Origin of the sequence: Bacillus sp. AFS018417 (genome assembly GCF_002560985.1) — a bacterium.
Classification (GTDB): Bacteria; Bacillota; Bacilli; order Bacillales; family Bacillaceae_G; genus Bacillus_A; species Bacillus_A rhizoplanae.
In genome coordinates this window covers 156,122-175,730 of sequence record NZ_NTTM01000013.1, presented here as the reverse complement: position 1 = coordinate 175,730, position 19,609 = coordinate 156,122, and the positions used below count along the sequence as shown (strand labels likewise).

General features: G+C 37.6%; 19 protein-coding genes. 18 read left to right on the top strand and 1 reads right to left on the bottom strand.

The window, feature by feature from the left end:
• The first annotated feature begins 118 nt into the window (after window positions 1-118).
• From alaS to CN326_RS07715, 13 genes are all read left to right on the top strand, one after another.
• Entirely contained in the window at window positions 119-2,761 is a 2,643-nt protein-coding gene (alaS, locus tag CN326_RS07775) for an alanine--tRNA ligase (protein WP_098307967.1), read from the top strand.
• Between the two features lie 74 nt (window positions 2,762-2,835).
• Entirely contained in the window at window positions 2,836-3,102 is a 267-nt protein-coding gene (locus tag CN326_RS07770; RefSeq protein WP_035434175.1) for an IreB family regulatory phosphoprotein, read from the top strand.
• A 3-nt stretch (window positions 3,103-3,105) separates the two neighbouring features.
• Window positions 3,106-3,519: a Holliday junction resolvase RuvX gene (gene ruvX / locus CN326_RS07765; RefSeq protein ID WP_098307965.1), complete on the top strand. Its 414-nt coding sequence runs from the start codon at window positions 3,106-3,108 to the stop codon at window positions 3,517-3,519.
• A gap of 12 nt (window positions 3,520-3,531) precedes the next feature.
• Complete coding sequence (locus CN326_RS07760) at window positions 3,532-3,819, top strand: DUF1292 domain-containing protein (RefSeq protein WP_098307963.1); 288 nt, start codon at window positions 3,532-3,534, stop codon at window positions 3,817-3,819.
• Window positions 3,820-3,939: 120 nt separating this feature from the next.
• Window positions 3,940-4,392 carry a hypothetical protein gene (locus tag CN326_RS07755; RefSeq protein ID WP_098307961.1) on the top strand — a complete coding sequence of 151 codons (453 nt, stop codon included), beginning with the start codon at window positions 3,940-3,942 and terminating at the stop codon, window positions 4,390-4,392.
• A 221-nt stretch (window positions 4,393-4,613) separates the two neighbouring features.
• Window positions 4,614-5,678: an endolytic transglycosylase MltG gene (gene mltG / locus CN326_RS07750; protein WP_098308054.1), complete on the top strand. Its 1,065-nt coding sequence runs from the start codon at window positions 4,614-4,616 to the stop codon at window positions 5,676-5,678.
• A gap of 195 nt (window positions 5,679-5,873) precedes the next feature.
• Window positions 5,874-6,521: an O-methyltransferase gene (locus tag CN326_RS07745; RefSeq protein WP_098307959.1), complete on the top strand. Its 648-nt coding sequence runs from the start codon at window positions 5,874-5,876 to the stop codon at window positions 6,519-6,521.
• A gap of 6 nt (window positions 6,522-6,527) precedes the next feature.
• Window positions 6,528-7,457 (top strand): peptidase U32 family protein, encoded by a 930-nt coding sequence (locus tag CN326_RS07740; RefSeq protein WP_098307957.1) that lies wholly within the window; start codon window positions 6,528-6,530, stop codon window positions 7,455-7,457.
• Window positions 7,458-7,473: 16 nt separating this feature from the next.
• Window positions 7,474-8,754 carry a peptidase U32 family protein gene (locus CN326_RS07735; protein ID WP_098307955.1) on the top strand — a complete coding sequence of 427 codons (1,281 nt, stop codon included), beginning with the start codon at window positions 7,474-7,476 and terminating at the stop codon, window positions 8,752-8,754.
• Window positions 8,755-8,771: 17 nt separating this feature from the next.
• A complete protein-coding gene (gene udk / locus CN326_RS07730) occupies window positions 8,772-9,410 on the top strand; it encodes a uridine kinase (RefSeq protein ID WP_098307953.1) in 639 nt (212 codons plus the stop codon).
• 280 nt (window positions 9,411-9,690) lie between these two features.
• Window positions 9,691-10,167, top strand: a complete 477-nt coding sequence (gene greA / locus CN326_RS07725; protein ID WP_098307951.1) for a transcription elongation factor GreA — start codon at window positions 9,691-9,693, stop codon at window positions 10,165-10,167.
• Window positions 10,168-10,337: 170 nt separating this feature from the next.
• Window positions 10,338-12,092, top strand: coding sequence for a peptidoglycan D,D-transpeptidase FtsI family protein (locus tag CN326_RS07720; RefSeq protein ID WP_098307949.1), 1,755 nt, complete (start codon window positions 10,338-10,340; stop codon window positions 12,090-12,092).
• A gap of 100 nt (window positions 12,093-12,192) precedes the next feature.
• Complete coding sequence (locus CN326_RS07715; RefSeq protein WP_098307947.1) at window positions 12,193-12,837, top strand: YrrS family protein; 645 nt, start codon at window positions 12,193-12,195, stop codon at window positions 12,835-12,837.
• 32 nt (window positions 12,838-12,869) lie between these two features.
• Here CN326_RS07715 and CN326_RS07710 read toward each other — a convergent pair whose 3' ends face one another.
• Window positions 12,870-13,085, bottom strand: coding sequence for a YrzA family protein (locus tag CN326_RS07710; RefSeq protein WP_098307945.1), 216 nt, complete (start codon window positions 13,083-13,085; stop codon window positions 12,870-12,872).
• A 136-nt stretch (window positions 13,086-13,221) separates the two neighbouring features.
• Between CN326_RS07710 and CN326_RS07705 the strand changes: the two genes are divergently transcribed.
• From CN326_RS07705 to adhE, 5 genes are all read left to right on the top strand, one after another.
• On the top strand, window positions 13,222-13,860 hold the full coding sequence (locus tag CN326_RS07705; RefSeq protein ID WP_098307943.1) for a class I SAM-dependent DNA methyltransferase: 639 nt from the start codon (window positions 13,222-13,224) through the stop codon (window positions 13,858-13,860).
• A gap of 14 nt (window positions 13,861-13,874) precedes the next feature.
• A complete protein-coding gene (gene mtnN / locus CN326_RS07700) occupies window positions 13,875-14,570 on the top strand; it encodes a 5'-methylthioadenosine/S-adenosylhomocysteine nucleosidase (RefSeq protein ID WP_098307941.1) in 696 nt (231 codons plus the stop codon).
• A gap of 85 nt (window positions 14,571-14,655) precedes the next feature.
• Window positions 14,656-15,579 carry an O-acetylserine dependent cystathionine beta-synthase gene (locus tag CN326_RS07695; RefSeq protein WP_098307939.1) on the top strand — a complete coding sequence of 308 codons (924 nt, stop codon included), beginning with the start codon at window positions 14,656-14,658 and terminating at the stop codon, window positions 15,577-15,579.
• Window positions 15,580-15,582: 3 nt separating this feature from the next.
• Entirely contained in the window at window positions 15,583-16,716 is a 1,134-nt protein-coding gene (locus tag CN326_RS07690) for a bifunctional cystathionine gamma-lyase/homocysteine desulfhydrase (protein ID WP_098307937.1), read from the top strand.
• Window positions 16,717-16,980: 264 nt separating this feature from the next.
• On the top strand, window positions 16,981-19,584 hold the full coding sequence (gene adhE, locus CN326_RS07685) for a bifunctional acetaldehyde-CoA/alcohol dehydrogenase (RefSeq protein WP_098307935.1): 2,604 nt from the start codon (window positions 16,981-16,983) through the stop codon (window positions 19,582-19,584).
• The last annotated feature ends 25 nt before the right edge of the window (window positions 19,585-19,609 follow it).

Sequence of the window (19,609 nt, the reverse complement as noted above, 5' to 3'; positions counted from 1 at the left end):
AGACACTTCCGCTTTTTATTTCATAATCAGGGTGGTAACGCGAGTCAACTCTCGTCCCTGTTATAGGGGACGGGAGTTTTTTGTTTTTAATTTGATTTTAATGAAGGAGGAAATACATATGAAACACTTAACAGGTGCACAAATTCGTCAAATGTTTTTAGATTTTTTCCAAGAAAAAGGACATGCAGTAGAGCCGAGTGCATCATTAGTTCCGCACGAAGATCCATCTCTTTTATGGATTAATAGTGGTGTTGCAACGCTGAAAAAATATTTTGATGGCCGCGTAATTCCGCAAAATCCACGCATTACAAATGCGCAAAAATCAATTCGTACAAACGATATTGAAAACGTAGGAAAAACAGCTCGTCACCATACGTTCTTTGAAATGTTAGGGAACTTCTCAATTGGTGATTACTTCAAAGAAGAAGCGATTACATGGGCTTGGGAATTTTTAACGAGTGATAAATGGATTGGTTTCGATAAAGAACTTTTATCTGTTACAATCCATCCAGAAGATGAAGAAGCATTCCAAATTTGGAATGAGAAAATGGGCGTGCCAAAAGAGCGCATTATTCGTTTAGAAGAAAACTTCTGGGATATCGGTGAAGGCCCAAGTGGACCGAACACAGAAATTTTCTACGACCGCGGAGAAGCTTACGGTAATGATTTTAGCGATCCAGAATTATATCCAGGCGGAGAAAACGAGCGTTATTTAGAAGTATGGAACCTTGTATTCTCACAATTTAATCATAACCCTGACGGTACATATACACCGCTTCCAAAGAAAAACATTGATACAGGGATGGGTCTTGAGCGTATGGCATCTGTTGTTCAAAACGTGCCAACGAATTTTGACACAGACTTATTTATGCCAATTATTGGTGCAACAGAAGTTATTTCTGGTGAAAAATACCGTGCTGGTAATGATGAACAAGATACAGCATTTAAAGTAATTGCTGACCATATTCGTACAGTAACATTTGCAGTTGGGGACGGAGCTCTTCCTTCTAACGAAGGCCGCGGTTATGTATTACGTCGTCTGCTGCGCCGCGCTGTACGTTATGCGAAGAAATTAAATATTAATCGTCCATTTATGTACGAATTAGTACCAGTAGTTGGAGAAGTGATGAAAGACTTCTACCCAGAAGTTCTGGAAAAGAAAGATTTCATTGCACGCGTTGTGAAAAATGAAGAGGAGCGTTTCCATGAAACACTGCATGACGGCGAAGCAATTTTAGCTGAAGTGATTGGAAAAGCAAAAGAAGCAAAATCAACTGTTATTTCTGGCGAAGACGCATTCCGTCTATATGACACATACGGATTCCCAATTGAGTTAACAGAAGAATATGCAGAAGAAGCTGGTATGACAGTTGATCATGAGGGCTTTGAAGCAGAGATGGAAAAACAGCGTGAGCGTGCACGCGCAGCTCGTCAAGATGTTGATTCTATGCAAATACAAGGCGGCGTTCTTGGTGAAATTAAAGTAGCGAGCGAATTTGTTGGTTACAATACAGTTGGAACAGAAAGTAACGTTGTTGCACTTGTGAAGAATGGTGAGTTCACAGATAGTCTACAAGCTGGTGAAGAAGGACAATTGATGTTAGATGCAACACCATTCTACGCTGAGAGCGGTGGTCAAATTGCTGACCGTGGTTACCTTCTTGCTGATGGCGTAAAAGTACTTGTAAAAGATGTACAAAAAGCACCGAATGGTCAAAACTTACACAAAGTAGTTGTAGAAGAAGGAACATTAACGAAAGAGGCAGCAGTAAAAGCGGTAATTGATACGAAAAACCGCGCAGCAATCGTGAAAAACCATACAGCAACTCACCTTCTGCATCAAGCATTAAAAGATATCCTTGGCGGACACGTAAACCAAGCAGGATCTCTTGTAACATCAGAGCGTTTACGTTTTGACTTCTCTCATTTTGGTCAAGTACAAGCGGATGAACTTGAAAAAATTGAGCGTATTGTAAACGAGAAAATTTGGGAAAGTATCACAGTAGACATTTCTCAAAAAGCAATTGAAGAAGCAAAAGCGATGGGTGCAATGGCACTATTCGGTGAAAAATACGGAGATGTTGTACGCGTTGTACAAGTAGGCAATTATAGCTTAGAGCTTTGCGGCGGTTGCCACGTAGACAATACAGCATCTATCGGTATTTTCAAAATCGTTGCTGAATCTGGTATTGGAGCAGGAACACGCCGTATTGAAGCAGTAACAGGAAAAGCTGCATATGAATTAATGAACGAACAAGTTGGTTTATTAAAAGAAGCAGCAAACAAAATGAAAACAAATCCAAAAGACATTTTAACAAGAGTTGACGGCTTATTTGCTGAAGTAAAACAACTGCAAAAAGAAAATGAATCTCTTGCAGCAAAACTAAGCAACATTGAAGCTGGTAATTTAACAGATGCAGTGCGTACAGTGGATGGTGTAAGTGTGCTTGCGACAAAAGTAAATGTTGCAGATATGAATAACTTACGTACAATGATGGATGATTTAAAGAACAAATTACAATCTGCAATTATCGTGCTTGCAGCTGTAAGTGATGATAAGGTCAACATTCTTGCTGGTGTAACGAAAGATTTAATTGAACAAGGATACCATGCTGGTAAGCTTGTAAAAGAAGTAGCATCTCGCTGCGGCGGCGGCGGTGGCGGTCGTCCTGATATGGCGCAAGCTGGTGGTAAAAATCCAGAACAAGTAGAGGATGCACTTGCATTTGTAGAAGAGTACGTTAAATCTGTTTCAAAATAAAGAGATAGTAGTGTACAATAGTAGGGAGAAGGAATATCTTTCTCCCTATACCTAGTAAAGTGAGGTGCTTAAAAATGGACGGGTTCGATAAGACGATGAAGTTTAACTTCCAAGAAGAAAAACAAAATGTCCATGTCAATGACGTACTATTAACTGTGTATGATGCACTTCAAGAAAAAGGATACAATCCGATTAATCAAATCGTCGGTTATTTATTAAGTGGCGATCCAGCATACATACCTCGTCATAAAGATGCTCGCAATATTATTCGCAAGCTAGAACGCGATGAACTTATTGAGGAGCTTGTAAAGTCCTATTTGAAACATCATCGTGAGGAGTAATTTATGCGTATATTAGGTTTAGATGTTGGGACAAAAACAGTTGGCGTTGCAATAAGCGATGAAATGGGTTGGACAGCACAAGGCTTGGAAACGATTAAAATTAACGAAGAAAGAGGCGAATTTGGTTTTAATCGTATTTCTGAGTTAGTAAAACAGTACAATGTGGACAAGATAGTAGTAGGATTGCCAAAGAACATGAATGGTACAATCGGTCCGCGCGGTGAAGCTTGTCAGCAATTTGCAGAAAAATTGGGTGAGCTCGTGCAATTGGAAGTTGTACTGTGGGACGAACGCTTGTCAACAATGGCAGCGGAGCGCCTGCTCATTTCGGCAGATGTAAGCCGAAAAAAACGAAAGCAAGTCATTGATAAGATGGCAGCTGTCGTAATTTTGCAAGGATATTTAGATAGTAAATAAGAGGTGACCATAATGGAAGAAAATCAAATTACAATTGTTGACGAAAAAGGTAACGAACATCTATGTGAAATTATTTTCACTTTTGATGCTGAAAAATTTGGTAAAAAATCTTACGTAGTATTCTCACCAATCGGTGAAGTTGACGAAGATGGCGATCCAATTTATGATGCAATGGCTTTCGAGCAAAACGAAGAAGAATCTGGTGGAACATTACTTCCAATCGAATCAGAAGAAGAGTGGGAAATGGTACAAGAAATGTTTAACACTCTTGCTGAGGAAGAAGAAGGCGAAGAAGAGTAATATGGTAAGTGTAAACAAACTGATTTCATATGGAAATCAGTTTGTTTACTATATAAGATACTAGTGGGTATTTATTATATCGTTTTATCTAAATGTTTTACGGGAAAGGGAGCTATTCATATGAAATGGAATAAAATAGAGGGAACGGAAGATATAGAAGCATTTCTTAAAACATTTGGTTACTTTCACGATAGTTGTTTAAAAGAATTATATATGTGGACGGAAAGTTATGTAGGTGAAGAGCTATCTATGGCAGTACCAACTGAACTTGATACAAATGTAAGAATACTTTTTCAGAGACAGTTTGATAATCCATCAGCAATTGAATTAGTATTTGAAGGTGTAACGCAATTTCATATCATTCCAAGTTCGGCGAATTATGATTCGATTATTTATGATGCTACTCTTCTCTTACAGGATGATACGTTTTACTGGGCAAATACGTACGGCTGGAGACTAGGGGATGATAATTCCAAAGATGTAAGTTGGATCGCAGCTAAAAGTATGAAATGGCGTGATGTAAGTTCTTGGATGGGGGAACAAATGAGATATGGTGTGCTTGAAGACTGTTAATTATTTTCTTGTCAGTAAACTGAAAACATATTTGTACGATGAATGAAAGATTTTTTGTCGAAAGCAGATAGTTATTTGTAGTATAATGATACAGATTGTAGAAAAAAGAAAGAACATGTCTAAAGAATAGACATGTTTTTTAGTATTTTGTAGGTTGTTGTATAGAGTAGGCGAGTACATTATACAATTTGAAATAAGGAGGACATAGGGTAGTGAATCAAATGAAAACAAAAAAACGAAGACGAGTAATTGCAGCTATTTTCATTGCGTTGCTTGTTGTTTGTGGTTCTGCATATGCATATATTGCCTCAGCTTTAAAGCCGCTTAATGCAGAGAGTAAAAAGGAAATTGAAGTGGAAATTCCAAAAGGTTCTTCTACAAGTAAGATAGGAGAGATTTTGGAGGAGAATGGAATTATTAAAAACGGAACGATATTTGGATTATATGTAAAAATGAAGTCAGAACGCGGCTTACAGGCGGGAAATTATTTATTGAGTCCGTCTATGAGTGTAGCGGAAGTAACAGATAGCATTACAGCTGGAAAGGTGCATAGCAAAGCATATTATAAGCTAACAATTCCTGAAGGAATACAAGTTGTAGAAATTGCTGATTTAATAGCGAAGGAATTTAAGTTAAATAAAGAAGATGTTATTCGTCAGTTGAATGATAAAGCGTTTGTGCAAAAACTCCAGCAGAAGTATCCAACATTGCTTACTGATAAAATTTTTGATAGCAATATTAAGTATCCATTAGAAGGTTATTTATATCCAGCTACATACCCGTACTATAAAGAGCAAGTAACGTTAGAAGAAATCGTAACGCCAATGCTTGATAAAACAAATAAATTGATTGAGCAAAACGCGCAAAAAATGAAAGAAAGACAATTGGATGTTCATCAATTATTGACAATGTCTTCTTTAATCGAAGAGGAAGCAACGGGTTATACAGATCGGAAAAATATTGCTAGTGTGTTTTATAATCGTTTAGCAAAAGGAATGCCGCTGCAAACAGATCCAACAGTGCTATATGCATTAGGTAAGCATAAGGGACGTGTACTATATGAGGATTTAAAAGTAAATTCTCCGTATAACACATATGTTGTGAAAGGATTACCAGTTGGACCAATTTCGAATTCTGGTGTAAAATCAGTAGAAGCGGCACTTGAACCTGCACAAACAGATTATTATTATTTCTTAGCAGCACCAGACGGTCAAGTGTATTACGCTAAGACGTTAGAAGAACATAACGCGTTAAAACAAAAATATATTACACAAAAGCAATCGTAAATTTTTTGAGGGAAGCGAGAAAAATTCGCATATCCCTCTTTTTTATGATAAAATATATCGGGTTAAAAACTGGTAGAAGAATCGTTTTTAATATAGAAACGGGACGTACAAGCTAAGGATAGAGCAAGCTTGTATTTTTCTTTCCAAAGAGACAATATTCTTTTTTACTTCTCCATGCGATAAGGAGGACTATCTATGGAGCAACAAGATGCAGTTTATGAATATTTGCAGTCTTTTATCGATCCGAAAGATGAGCTGATTCTTGAAATGGAACAGTATGCGATGGAGTACCATGTACCAATTATGGATCGTCTTGGCATGGAGTTTATGTTGCAATTTTTGCGTCTAATTGAGCCAAAGAGCATATTAGAACTAGGTACAGCAATTGGGTATTCTAGCATTCGCATGATGCAAGCCATTCCGAATTCACGCATTGTCACAGTAGAGCGAAATGCGGATCGATATGAAAAAGCACTTGAATATATAAATCGTTCCCTAGTAAAAGAACGCATTTCTGTTATTTTTGGAGATGCTTTAGAAACGGGGGAGCAAGTAAAAGAACATGGCACATTTGATGTCATTTTTATTGATGCAGCAAAAGGGCAATATCGTCGCTTTTTTGATATATACGAGCCGTTATTAAATCCTGGCGGCGTTATTATTTCAGATAATGTACTATATCACGGTCTTGTGACGACAAAAGAGCACATTGAAAATAGACGTACACGCGGTTTAATTAGAAGAATTAAAACGTATAATGAGTGGCTCATGAATCATGAAGGATATGATACAACCATTTTTCCAATTGGTGACGGGGTAGCAGTGAGTAAAAAGAAGGGGTGACGTATAATGAAAAAACCTGAGTTGTTAGTAACGCCAAGAACAGTGGCGGATATTGCACCACTTGCAAAAGCAGGTGCAGATGCAGTAATGATTGGTGAACAAAAGTTTGGTTTACGTTTAGCTGGTGAATTCTCTCGTGAAGACGTAAAAGAAGCAGTAGCTATTGCACATGAAAATAATATGAAAGTGTATGTTGCAATGAATGCGATGTTCCACAATGAGAAAATAGAAGCTTTAAAAGATTACGTTGCATTTTTACAAGAAGTAAATGTAGATGCAGTTGTCTTTGGAGATCCAGCTGTATTAATGACAGTGCGTGAAGTGGCACCAAATATGCAAATGCATTGGAATACAGAAACAACAGCAACAAACTGGTTTACATGTAACTATTGGGGACATAAAGGTGCAAAACGCGCTGTTCTTGCCCGCGAATTAAGCCTAGATGAAATTGTGGAATTAAAAGGAAATGCAGAAGTCGAAGTGGAAGTACAAATTCACGGAATGACATGCATGTTCCAATCAAAGCGTTCTTTAGTAGGAAACTACTTTGAGTATCAAGGCCGCGATATGGAAATTGAAAAGAAGAAATATGAAGAAAATATGTTTTTACATGATAAAGAACGTAATAATAAATATCCAGTCTATGAAGATGAGAACGGCACTCACATTATGAGTCCGAATGATATTTGTTTTATCGATGAATTAGAAGAGTTAATCGATGCTGAAATCGATAGCTTAAAAATTGATGGTGTATTAAAAAGTTCAGAATACATCGTTGCAGTAACGAAGAAATATCGTAAGGCCATTGATTTATGCGTAGAAGATCGCGATGCGTATTATGACGTAAAAGACGACTTATATAAAGAAATTGAAGAAATCCAATCGGTAAATCGCCCGTTAGATACAGGATTCTTCTTCAAAGAAACGGTTTATTAAAAAGGAGGTTCAGCATATGACTGTCAAAGAAATTTCACGTGTAATTGACGGAAAACGTGTTATTGTAAAGAAACCTGAGTTGTTAATACCAGCAGGTAACTTAGAAAAATTAAAAGTAGCTATCCATTACGGTGCAGATGCTGTATATTTAGGTGGACAAGAATTTGGTCTTCGCTCAAATGCAGGTAACTTTACGCTAGAAGAAATGGCAGAAGGCGTTGCATTTGCAAAGAAATATGGTGCGAAAATATACGTAACAACAAATATCTTTGCTCATAATGAAAATATGGACGGCTTAGAAGAATATTTAAGAGGGATTGAAAAAGCGGGTGTAACGGGTATTATCGTTGCAGATCCTCTTATTATTGAGACGTGTAAACGTGTAGCGCCTTCTGTTGAAGTGCATTTAAGTACACAACAATCACTATCCAACTGGAAAGCAGCGCAGTATTGGAAAGAAGAAGGGTTACACCGTCTTGTATTAGCTCGTGAAGTAGGCTATGAAGAGATGAAAGAAATTAAAGAGCACGTTGATATTGAAATTGAAGCATTCGTCCACGGTGCAATGTGTATTGCGTACTCTGGAAGATGTACATTAAGTAATCATATGACGGCACGTGACTCTAACCGTGGTGGTTGCTGTCAGTCTTGCCGCTGGGATTATGACTTAATTCAAACAGTATCGCAACATAAAGAAGCAGAAGAACTTCCTTTATTTAAAGAAGGCGATGCTCCTTTTGCAATGAGTCCAAAAGACTTAAATCTTATTTTATCTATCCCGAAAATGATTGAAATTGGGATTGACAGCTTGAAAGTTGAAGGGCGCATGAAATCAATTCACTACGTTGCAACTGTTGCAACTGTGTATCGTAAAGTGATCGATGCATATTGTGCAGATCCAGACAACTTCGAGTTTAAACAAGAATGGTTAGAAGAACTTGATAAATGTGCAAATCGTGACACAGCTCCTGCATTCTTTGAAGGCGTTCCTGGGTATCAGGAGCAAATGTATGGAAATCATAGTAAGAAAACAACGTATGATTTTGCTGGTTTAGTGTTAGATTATAATGAAGAAACAGGCATTGTGACAATAGAGCAGCGTAACTACTTCAAACCAGGTCATGAAGTTGAGTTCTTTGGACCAGAAATTGAAAACTTTACACAAACGGTGGAAAAAATTTGGGATGAGGATGGAAACGAATTAGATGCAGCGAGACATCCGTTGCAAATCGTGAAATTCAAAGTGGATCGACCAGTGTATGTGAACAACATGATGCGAAAAAGCATACTTCAATAAGAAAGAGTGGTAGTTGAATGGGGACGAACAAGCCTGTTGTAATTGGAATCGCTGGTGGTTCAGGATCGGGTAAAACAAGTGTAACAAAAGCAATCTTTGATCAATTTCAAGGTCATTCTATTTTAATCTTAGAGCAAGATTATTATTATAAAGATCAAAGTCATCTGCCAATGGAGGAGCGCTTAAAAACAAATTATGATCATCCGTTGGCATTTGATAATGACTTGTTAATTGAGCACTTGCATCAGTTGCTTGCGTATAAGCAGATTGAGAAGCCTGTATACGATTACACATTGCATACACGCTCGGAAGAAATTATTCCAGTAGAACCGAAAGATGTAATTATTCTAGAGGGAATTCTTATTTTAGAAGATCCACGTCTTTGCGATTTAATGGACATTAAAGTGTTTGTTGATACAGATGCTGACCTTCGCATCTTACGCCGTATGCAGCGAGATATTAAAGAACGTGGCCGTACGATGGACTCTGTTATTGAACAATATGTAAATGTTGTGCGTCCAATGCACAATCAATTTATTGAGCCGTCTAAGAAATTTGCGGATATTATTATTCCAGAAGGCGGACAAAATCATGTTGCTATCGATATTATGGTTACAAAAATTGCAACAATTCTTGAACAAAAAGTGAATTTGTAATAGCATAGTAAAAGATATACGATAAGAAGGGATTTTTTCCCTTCCTATCGAATACAATGAAACATGCAACCTCACCTAATGTTAGGTGGGGGCATATTTATATGAAATTTCCATACATATCTTCTTTATATAAGGAAGGATTGGAAAAATACGGGGTTGTATGTGACAACTCCACTAGTGTCATTGTGCTAGAAACCTCCGCTATATGATAAGGCGGGGGAGTTTTCATATTGAACTCCTCTTTTTTTCAGGGGATTGGTATATAAAAGGAGTGGAAAACATGGCAACAGAAAAAACATACCCTATGACACTTGAGGGGAAACAAAAGTTAGAGCATGAAGTTGAACAATTAAAAACAGTAAGACGTAAAGAAGTTGTAGAGCGTATTAAAATTGCGCGTAGCTTCGGTGACCTTTCTGAGAACTCTGAGTACGATGCAGCGAAAGATGAGCAAGCATTCGTAGAAGGTCGCATTACACAGCTTGAAAACATGATTCGCAATGCAGTTATTATTGAAGATAACGGTGAAGCTTCTACAGTAGTAACGCTTGGTAAAACAGTTATTTTCCAAGAGTTACCAGGTGGTGAAGAAGAAGCATATACAATCGTTGGTAGCGCGGAAGCTGATCCATTTGAAGGCAAAATTTCTAACGATTCTCCAATCGCGAAGAGCTTAATGGGTAAGCAAATTGGCGAAGAAGTAATCGTACAAACGCCAGGCGGAGATATGCGCGTAAAAATCGTTTCTGTAAAGTAAAACATGAAAAGCTAACTCATCGTATGGTGAGTTAGCTTTTTTCATTTCAAGACTCAGAGAAAATGAAGAAAATCCTCATAGGTGAAAGTTTCACTTCGTATGAATTTCTTCTGTCTGTTTGTATAAAAAGAATTACACCTCGTCAACAATGAAAGACGAGGTGTTTTTTTATGAAAATGCAGCAGCGAATTATCATAATTTTAGTAACCTTTATGTGCATGATGTTTATTTTACTTGGCCGCTTAATACAAATTCAGCTTGTGGAAACGGAGTCGTTTACAGATAAACATATTAATTTAATTGAAAAAAGCGTTGCTCAGCGTACACAGGCAGTTATTGTAGACGATGGGCGCGGTCGTTTTACGGATCGAAATGGTGAAGAGTTGGTGGATGATGATCAGACAGTTTTAATTTTATTTCCATTTCTAAGACGTACGAACTGGCCGGTGCAAAAGATTGCCAATATCATCGGAGTACGAGAGAAAGAAATAGAGCAGCAAATACAAATAGCAAACAAGCCCGTTGTATTTCAACAAGATGAAAAGCCATTGAAATTAACGAAAGAACAAATGCAGCAAATTAACGATCTAAAGATTCCAGGTATTATAGCAGCACATGCAAGATTGAAGCAGAATGGCATCATAGCAGAGCATCTCATTGGAATTACTGGAGAAAATGAGGAGCAGTTTGTAAAGAGGTACGGGGAAAAAGAAAAGAAGAAAACACCGATCGGTATTTCAGGGTTACAACGCTCGTTTGATGAGTTTTTATTATCAGATGGAGAAGCAAAAATACTGTATCATGTTGATGGGCAAGGAGAACCGATTTTTGGAAAAAATGTTAAGTATACATATCCTGCTAATCCTTTTTATCCACTCATTATAGAAACAACATTGGATAAAAGTTTACAAGTGAGAGCGGAAGAACTTATTAATCAGTACAAGCTTGTGAAAGGTGGTCTTATATTACTTGATATTCAAACGAATGAAATTTTAGCGATGGTGAGTAAGCCGTCTTTACATACAAACAACAAGGAAGCGTATAAGCGAGGTGCAAGTAATCAAATGCTTATCCCGCATTTTCCAGGGTCTGTTTTTAAAACAGTTATAGCAGCTGCTGCAATTGAGGAAGGAATACTTACAGCAAAGCGAAGATTTGACTGTGATATGGATCTTTACGGAGAAGGGAAAGCAGATAGGTTGATGGGGACGCTATCGTTTACAGAAAGCTTTGCTCGCAGCTGTAATCGTACGTTTGCAGTGCTTGGGCGTGAACTCTTACAAAAAGATAAAATGATGATTGAGAAGTATGTAGAGGCGTTAGGGGCAGCGAACAGCGTTGGATGGAAAGGCTCTGTTTTTCATACATCTTTATTTCAGCAGCTCGTAGAAGAAAAAGAGGGAACGATTTGGCGTGATGAAAGAGATAAAACAGTTCGAAAAGCAATTGCACAAACTGCAATCGGTCAAAAAGATGTTCGGTTATCACCGCTAGCTGTTGCCAATATGATGGCAACAATTGCAAGAGGAGGTGAAAAGAAAGAAGTCAAAGCTGTTCGGGGCATTACATATAAAAACGGAACGAAATTATTTCATTTTGAAGATCATCTACTACGAGGGAAAACACTCAAAAGAAATACGATAAAGAAGGTGCAGCAATTGTTAAGAGGTGTTGTAACGGCATCAAATGGTACAGGCTCCGCTTATCAATCATTACCATTTACAATAGCAGGGAAATCAGGAACTGCACAAACAGGGAAAGAAAATCATGAAAATCGTTGGTTCGCTGGTTATTTTCCGTATGAAAACCCTCGCTATGCTTTAGTCGTCGTTGATTTAGAAACGAATAGGCAAGACAATGTTGTACCACGCATTTTTGCTGATTATGTAGAAGCGATTGCTAAATGGGAACATAAGAGAAAGTGATAAGGAATATTTTCATTTTGTGAAAAAATAGTCCTAATCCTTCAACCTTTGTGCATTTGATGTTACAATAACAAGTATGAAAAATGTCATGGAGGTTTGAATAATGGCAGGAACTAGATTTCAACAAAAGCAACAAAGGCGTCGTCAAAATGGTGTTTTGAACATTGCAATTGGTATCGTGCTATTAGCGGTCGTGATTGTAGCATATCAACTAATCTTTACTTCTGATAATACAGAGCAAGTTGCTTCTAGTGATAAAAAGGTAGCACAGCAAACTGAAAAAGAAAAAGAAGCTGCGAAAAAGAAAGAAAAAGAAGAAGTAGCTAAGAAGAAAGAAGACGCGAAAGCAGCAGAACAAAAGAAAAAAGAAGAGGAAGAGAAAAAGAAAGCGGAAGAAGAAGCAAAAGCAAAAGAGAATGAAAAAGTATCCGCAGAGAAAACAATTGCAACAGCGACAGAAGCATATACAAAACCAGCTTGGAAGCCAGTTGGTACAGAGCAAGGCCAATCACCAGCAATGACATTCCAAAAAGGAAGTACTGACTGGAATGAGATGATAAAGGCCATTGCTTATGCAATTGATATCCCAGCAGATCAGTTGGTGATTCACCGTATTGGAAATAGCGGAAAACAGAAAGCATACGGAAATGTACAAGATAAACAAACAGGTAAAAAATATTATGTAAATATTGATTGGGTAGAAAATGAGGGTTGGAAACCAACGCTTGTTCAAGTCCTAAATTAAAAAAGAGAGAGGTGATAAAGCCTCTCTCTTTTTTAGCGCAATTTTTTCAATTTAAAATGGACAACAGCGCTATAATATGGTCGTTTACTTTCAGGATCCATAATCATTTGATGTGAAACGTGATGTACTTCCATCATAAGTGCCTTATTATTATCAATTTGTTCATTGATTTTCTTCTCTAGCGATGCTAAATTAGCTGCTTCAAAAAATTCAATTTTATCTTCCATCATTTCAAATGTAAACGACATGAATCACACCTCTTTCCGCATGTTCATAGTTTAGTGTATCAAAGTAGACTAAGAAATACCATGTGCATTTTTGTTGACTTTTTAGTGTATAAGGCATATTATACTGATAAATCCGATAAGAAAAAGGGGAATTTTTATGGGTACAGAATTTAATGAACTATTTGATGAATGGGCTCATACGTATGATTCTTTCGTACAGGGCGAAGATGTACAATATAAAGAAGTTTTCGCTCATTATGAGGAAATTTTAGAGGATGTAGTAAAAAAATCTTTTGGAAATATTTTGGAATTCGGTGTTGGTACTGGCAACTTAACAAATAGATTATTAGCTGCTGGTCACACTGTTTATGGTATAGAGCCGTCACAAGAAATGCGTACGATTGCGAAACAAAAACTTCCGCAAGATGTATTGATTACAGAAGGTGATTTTCTGAACTTTGTTATTCCTTCACATGTTGATACGATTGTCAGCACCTATGCTTTTCACCACTTAACAGATAAAGAAAAAAATGTGGCAATTGCGAAGTATAGTCAATTGCTAAATAAAGGTGGTAAAATAGTGTTTGCTGACACGATATTTGTAGATCAGGAAGCATATGATAAAACTGTTGAAGCTGCGCAGGAGCAAGGATTTCATCAGTTAGCAAATGATTTACAAACGGAATACTATACTCGTATTCCTGTCATGCAATCTATTTTTGAAAACAATGGCTTTCAAGTCACGTTCACCCGCATGAATCATTATGTTTGGGTAATGGAGGCAACGAAGCAATAGAAAGAGGGATTAGATTGAGAATTGCTGTAATCGGAGCGATGGAAGAAGAAGTACGTATTTTACGTGACAAGTTAGAACAAGCAGAAACAGAAACAGTTGCAGGTTGTGAATTTACGAAGGGTACATTAGCAGGACATGAAGTTATCTTGTTGAAGTCTGGTATTGGTAAAGTAAATGCAGCAATGTCAACAACGATTTTATTAGAGCGTTATAAGCCAGAAAAAATTATTAATACAGGTTCAGCTGGTGGATTCCACCATTCTTTAAATGTAGGAGATGTTGTGATTTCAACAGAGGTTCGTCATCATGACGTAGATGTAACTGCATTTGATTATGAATACGGTCAAGTACCAGGAATGCCAGCAGGATTTCCAGCGGATGAAGAACTTGTTGCATTAGCTGAAAAATGTATGCAAGCAGCAGATGGCATTCAAGTTGTAAAAGGTATGATTGCAACGGGAGACTCTTTCATGAGCGATCCAAATCGCGTTGCGTTTGTTCGTGAGAAATTTACTGATCTATATGCAGTAGAAATGGAAGCGGCAGCAGTTGCACAAGTATGTTATCAATATAAAGTGCCATTTGTAATTATTCGAGCACTTTCTGATATCGCTGGTAAGGAATCAGATATTTCGTTCGACCAATTTTTAGATCAAGCAGCTCTTCATTCTACAAACTTTATCGTAAAAGTATTAGAAGAGTTAAAGTAATGTAGCAAAAAGGCAACTGTTTCATATATAGGAAATACATACAGTTGCCTTTTTCTTTTGAGGTGTTAGGTAAGGAGGAAATACGATGAAAGTGTATCGCAGTGTTCATGACCTAATCGGACATACACCGCTTGTTGAAATTACGCGCTTTTTACTTCCAGAAGGTGTTCGGCTTTTTGCGAAGCTTGAGTTTTATAACCCAGGAGGAAGTGTGAAAGATCGGTTAGGGCGAGAATTAATTGAGGATGCTCTTGCTAAAGGGCTTGTTACGCCAGGTGGAACAATTATTGAACCAACAGCTGGCAATACAGGAATTGGACTGGCACTTGCAGCACTTGAGCATAACTTACATGTTATCGTTTGCGTTCCAGAGAAATTTAGTATTGAAAAACAAGAACTTATGAAAGCTCTTGGTGCAACGATTGTTCATACACCAACCTCAAAAGGTATGACAGGTGCTATTGCAAAAGCAGAAGAGCTTCTTGAAGAAATTCCAAATTCATATTCTCCATGTCAATTTGCTAATGAAGCAAATCCACGTGCATATTATAAAACATTAGGTCCTGAACTGTGGGAAGCACTAGACGGAAACATTAACATATTTGTCGCTGGTGCTGGTACCGGTGGAACATTTATGGGAACGGCGTTATATTTAAAAGAGCAAAATCAGCAGATTAAAACAGTTATTGTTGAACCAGAAGGCTCAATTTTAAATGGAGGCGAAGCCGGCTCCCATGAAACAGAAGGAATTGGGCTTGAATTTATACCGCCATTTCTGAATCCAGTATATTTTGATGCCATTCATACGATTTCAGATCGTGATGCATTCTCACGTGTGAAACAATTGGCACAAAAAGAAGGACTTCTTGTTGGCAGTTCTTCGGGTGCAGCGCTTCATGCAAGCTTATTAGAAGCAGAGACAGCAAAACCAGGCACAAATATTGTAACAATTTTTCCAGATAGCAGTGAACGCTATTTGAGTAAGCATATATACAAAGGGTGGGAATAAAAAATGAGAAAAAAAACAAAACTAATTCATGGTATTCATATCGGAGAACCTTCAACTGGAGCTGTGACAGTACCGATTTATCAAACGAGTACGTACAAACAAGAAGGTGTAGGAAATCATAAAGGGTACGAATATTCACGTACGGGAAATCCAACTCGTGCAGCTCTTGAAGAAACAATTGCTGTTCTTGAAAATGGTCATGCAGGATTTGCATTTGGATCAGGTATGGCAGCAATTACAGCGGTGATGATGCTCTTCTCTAAAGGGGATCATGTTGTTTTAACAGATGATGTATACGGCGGAACATACCGTGTGATGTCAAAAGTATTAAATCGCTTTGGAATTGAACATACATTTGTTGATACAACAAACTTAGAAGCAGTAAAAGAAGCAATTCTTCCAAATACAAAAGCAATTTATATGGAAACACCGACGAATCCACTTTTAAAAATTACAGATATTAAACAAATTGCAGCACTTGCTAAAGAACAAAGCTTATTAACAATTGTTGATAATACATTTATGACACCGTATTGGCAAACACCAATCTCTCTTGGTGCAGATATTGTACTTCATAGTGCAACAAAATATTTAGGTGGTCATAGTGATGTTGTTGCTGGAGTAGTAGCTGTAAATAGTGCAGAGTTAGCAGAGGAGCTTCATTTCGTACAAAATTCAACAGGCGGTATTTTAGGACCACAAGATAGCTTTTTATTACTACGTGGTTTAAAAACGTTAGGAGTACGTATGGAGGAGCATGAAGCAAATGCTCGTGCAATTGCTGAGTTCTTACAAAATCATCCGAAAGTAAACAAAGTGTACTATCCAGGACTTAGCAGTCACCATAATCATGACTTAGCAGCAGAGCAAGCAAATGGCTATGGCGCAATTATTTCATTTGATGTAGATAGTAAAGAAACATTAAACGCTGTCCTTGGGAAAGTACAATACTTTACACTTGCTGAAAGTCTAGGTGCAGTAGAAAGCTTAATTTCAATTCCTTCTCAAATGACACATGCTTCTATTCCAGCAGAGCGCCGTGCAGAACTAGGAATTACAGATACATTAATTCGTATTTCAGTCGGAATTGAAGACGGAGAAGATTTAATTGAAGATTTAGCACGAGCATTAGCATAATGGAACAAGCACTACTTCACTCAGTAGTGCTTGTTTTTTATATTTTGAATTTGTGAAACTTTTCACAAATTAGACACACACAAATGAAAAGATCTCGTGTATAGTAAAAAGCATGAAACGAGAAGCTTCACATATATTTATGTGAAATGTTTCACAAACAATGGGATTCATGTAGAAAAGGTAGTTCTATTTTTTTAGCTAATAGGGACATATTTAGACCCCAAGGGACATTATGCGTCCGGAAGCAGAATAGGAGGAAATTACATGGCAGTCAAAGAGAAAGTTGTAAATGAAATGCAAGAAGTAACAGAGATAATTGAGGCGTTAGTAAAGAACGGTCAAAAAGCTTTACAAGCATTAGAAGGATTTACACAGGAACAAATTGACAACATTGTACATGAAATGGCACTTGCGGGTGTGGATCAACATATGCCACTAGCAAAAATGGCTGTTGAAGAAACAGGTCGCGGTGTGTATGAAGACAAATGCATCAAAAATATTTTCGCAACTGAATATATTTGGAATAGTATAAAAAATGATAAAACAGTGGGAATTATTCGTGAGGATCCACATGAGGAAGTTATAGAAATTGCAGAGCCAGTTGGTGTGGTTGCTGGGGTAACGCCAGTAACAAACCCAACTTCAACAACGATGTTTAAAGCAATCATTGCGATGAAAACGAGAAATCCAATTATTTTTGCATTCCATCCTTCAGCGCAGCAATGCTCTATCGCAGCTGCTAAAGCAGTACGCGATGCTGCAGTAAAAGCAGGAGCACCAGAAAATTGCATTCAATGGATTGAAAGACCTTCTGTTGAAGCCACAAAGCAACTTATGAATCATGAAGGAGTAGCACTTGTTCTAGCAACAGGAGGCGCAGGAATGGTGAAATCAGCGTATTCAACTGGTAAACCAGCTTTAGGGGTAGGACCAGGTAACGTTCCGTGTTATATAGAAAAATCAGCACATGTGAAGCGAGCTGTAAATGATGTGATCTTATCGAAAACATTTGATAACGGTATGATTTGTGCTTCTGAACAAGCAATTATTGTAGATAAAGAAATCTATAATGACGTGAAACAAGAAATGATAGCGAACAATTGTTACTTTGTAACAACAGAAGAACGAAAAAAATTAGAGAAACTTGTTATAAATGAGAATACATGTGCAGTAAATAGTGATATTGTTGGGAAATCCCCTCATTACATTGCAGCGTTAGTGGGAATTACAGTACCAGAAGATACGAAAATGCTCGTTGCAGAAATTAAAGGGGTCGGCGCAGCTTATCCGTTATCCCGAGAAAAATTAAGTCCAGTATTAGCTTGTATAAAAGCAAATTCATTAGAAGAAGGGTTGCAGCATTGTGAAAACATGTTAGAGCTTGGCGGTTTAGGTCATTCTGCAGTCATTCACTCTACGGATACAGAAGTACAAAAGCAGTTTGGATTACGTATGAAAGCATGCCGTCTTATTGTAAACGCGCCGTCATCACAAGGCGGAATTGGTGATGTATATAATGCTTTTATTCCATCACTTACACTTGGATGCGGATCATACGGAAAGAACTCTGTTTCTCAAAACGTGACAGCAACACATTTACTGAATATAAAAAGACTTGCAAACAGAAAAAAGAATATGCAGTGGTTCAAGCTGCCACCAAAAATTTATTTTGAAAAACATGCTACGCAATATTTAGCAAGTATGCCGAACATTTCACGTGCATTTATTGTGACAGATCCTGGAATGGTGAAGCTTGGATATGTTGATACAGTAACGTATTATTTACGTCAACATATGAATGATGTAAAGGTAGAAGTATTCTTTGAAGTAGAACCAGATCCATCAGATGAAACGGTATTTAAAGGAGCAGAAATGATGCGAAGCTTCAAGCCGGACGTGATTATTGCTCTTGGCGGTGGGTCAGCAATGGACGCAGCAAAAGGAATGTGGCTATTTTATGAGCATCCAGAAACAGAATTCTTTGGTATCAAACAAAAGTTTTTAGATATTAGAAAACGTACATGTAAATATCCAAAACTAGGAACTAAAGCGCAGTTTGTTGCGATTCCGACAACATCTGGAACAGGATCAGAAGTGACGCCATTTGCAGTTATTACAGATAAAAAGAACAATATCAAATATCCGCTTGCTGATTATGAGTTAACACCAGACGTTGCGATCGTTGACCCGCAGTTCGTTATGACAGTACCGCCGCATGTGACTGCTGACACAGGAATGGACGTATTAACACATGCGATTGAAGCGTACGTATCTATTATGGCAAATGATTATACAGATGGATTAGCTTTAAAAGCAATTGATCTTGTCTTTAAATATTTACCACGTGCATATAAAGATGGAAATGATGAAGAGGCGCGTGAGAAAATGCATAATGCTTCTGCAATTGCTGGGATGGCATTTGCCAATGCGTTTCTTGGTATTAACCATAGCTTAGCACATAAAATTGGACCGGAGTTTCATATTCCGCACGGACGTGCCAATGCGATATTAATGCCGCATGTTATTCGCTATAATGCAATCAAACCGAGAAAACATGCGCTGTTCCCTAAATATGAGTACTTTGTTGCAGATGAGCGTTATGCACATATCGCAAGAATGCTTGGTCTTCCAGCAAGCACAGTAGAAGAAGGCGTGGAATCATTAGTACAAGCCATTATCGCTCTTGGAAAAGAATTAAATATTAATATGAGCGTTGCTGGCCAAGGTGTTGAAAAAGAAGCATTTGAAGCGGTTGTTGATATACTTTCTGAAAGAGCATTTGAAGATCAATGTACAACAGCCAATCCGAAATTACCGCTTATTTCAGAACTAAAAGAAGTATATATGCAAGCATATAAAGGTGTGTAATGAAAGAAAGAGCCGCGTGTATTGC